Annotated in this window: 2 protein-coding genes; one reads left to right on the top strand and one right to left on the bottom strand. The window is 45.5% G+C overall.

Annotation, left to right across the window (positions count from 1 at the left end; genetic code table 11):
- A partial coding sequence (locus tag F6K20_RS39370; RefSeq protein ID WP_502708942.1) for a DUF8820 family protein occupies positions 1-180 on the top strand: 180 nt, incomplete at its 5' end.
- Positions 181-420: 240 nt separating this feature from the next.
- Here F6K20_RS39370 and F6K20_RS39365 read toward each other — a convergent pair.
- Positions 421-1,155: molybdopterin dinucleotide binding domain-containing protein (locus F6K20_RS39365; protein WP_287298581.1), on the bottom strand; the 735-nt coding region annotated here is incomplete at its 5' end.

Here is a 1,155-nt window from a genome sequence, read left to right as displayed (position 1 = left end):
ATCAGTGATGGTGTTGCTCAGTTATACGAAAAAAATGGCATCCTTTATCTACAAGTTGTTTCAGAAACAGCAACCTTAACTCACGAAGAGCATAAGGCCATAGAGCTTCCCTATGGTAGCTGGATGGTGCGAATTCAACGGGAATATGAACCTCAAGGATGGCGATATGTTGCTGACTAATATCATGTCCGGTTGACTACTTATATAGCACAGGGAGTAGGGAGTAGGGAGTAGGGAGTAGGGAGTAGGGAACAACAATTATCACAATTCCTACACGGATCCCTATTCAAACTTGTAACGTGAAACTTGATAACTTGTAAGTTGTAAGTTGATAACTTTTAACTTACCAATTACTAATTACTAAGCATTCAGCTGACGGCTGACAGCTGACGGCTGTATGCTTACCTCGATACTATCTCCTTAAATCTTATCCAGTTGAACCAAAGCATTGTAGTCTGGAATATCTACTTCAGGCGATCGCTTGCCTTTATCCAATAGCACATTTCCCTCAGGCCAATGTACCTGTAAATTTCCTGGTGTAATCGGTGCGATATGGATGTGTCCTTGGAATTGACCCTGTTGATTCTTCAGAATTACGGCATCACCATGGTTTAATCCCAGTTTTTTAGCATCCACCCGACTCATCAGCACGGCCTTTCGCTTTGCCCCAGTAATGGCATCTTTCTGTTCTTGCACTATGCTGTTAAATTGCTTACCTCGCCTGGTGGCTACTAGGAAATGACCGTCTGGCAGTTCTAACTTGGGTGGAGATAAGGGGGAAAAATGGGCTAAACCATCCGGTGTGGGGAAATTCCAGCCAAAGCAAAGATGGGAACCGCCATACTGGAAATGATCACCTGCTTCCTTAAGATGTTGGATACCAGCATACTGGGGGATAAACTGGGCAATTTCTGCCCGAATCGCGGCTGTGCTATCAAAGTGTAATTTATCTGCCAAATCCGGACGCACTCGCCTTGCTAGTTCCATAAACACTTCCCACTCCGGACGGGCTTCCCCAATCCGAGGGCCAGGAATTTCTGGACTGAAAATCACCCGTCTCTCGGTACTGGTTTCAGTCACTCCCCCTGGAATTTCGTAGCGAGTCGTGGCGGGTAACAAGACTACGGTTTCTCCAGGTTCTACTAACATTTGACA

This window comes from Moorena sp. SIO2C4 (assembly GCF_010672485.1).
In the GTDB taxonomy this organism is placed as follows: Bacteria; Cyanobacteriota; Cyanobacteriia; order Cyanobacteriales; family Coleofasciculaceae; genus Moorena; species Moorena producens.
This window is presented reverse-complemented; position numbering and strand designations above follow the sequence as displayed.